At 60.2% G+C, this 671-nt stretch carries 1 protein-coding gene; it reads right to left on the reverse strand.

The window, feature by feature from the left end:
• Nucleotides 1-671, reverse strand: a 671-nt coding sequence (gene tssI, locus AC1DIG_RS29280) for a type VI secretion system tip protein TssI/VgrG (RefSeq protein WP_477770108.1), incomplete at both ends; no start/stop codon positions are given.

Consider the following 671-nt stretch of genomic DNA (forward strand, 5'->3'; position numbering starts at 1 on the left):
CTTTTTTCGCTGTCGCGTTCGGCCCGGTCCCAGTGAAACTCGACTTTGACGCGACCATATTCATCGCAGTAGATCTCTTCGCCGGCCGGGCCGGTGACGCGGGCGGTCTGGCAGACCAGCGCCGGTCTTTGTGCCGGCAGCGGTGGCCGATAAAACACGTCCCAGGGAATCGCGCTGAAACTGTTGCAATAACCCTGGGTAAAACCGTCCTCAGGTTCGGTCGCGCTGGTGACTGACTCTTCCAGCACCTGGGGTTGTTTTCCCGAGTGGGTCACACCGAGCAGCAGCCACAGATCGTTGTACGTTTCGCGCGGGTGCTCGGTCAGCTTGAAAAAGTGGCCACTGCGCAGGGTCGGCTGGTCGCTTTCGCCCTCGGCCAATTGGTAATCGGTTCGGTGCCGTTCCAAGGCCTGGCGAGCGAGTTGCTTGCCGCGTTTTTCGCTCTCGAATAACTGCGGGTAGCGATAGTCTTCAAGTTCAGGGCGGAACTCGGCAGTGAAGCGACTTTCCAGCAACAGGCTGGGGCGCTTCAGGTCATAGTCCCGGTGGGTGACCTTGCTGGTACGGGTGCTGAAACGCTGGGAGAACTGGCTGACGACCGAATGCTCCGCCAGCATGCCGGCGTCTTGCTGATAAGGGGTTTCGCCCAACGTGGGGAAGAAGGTCTGGTC

The organism is Pseudomonas sp. 05N431, from assembly GCF_056397005.1.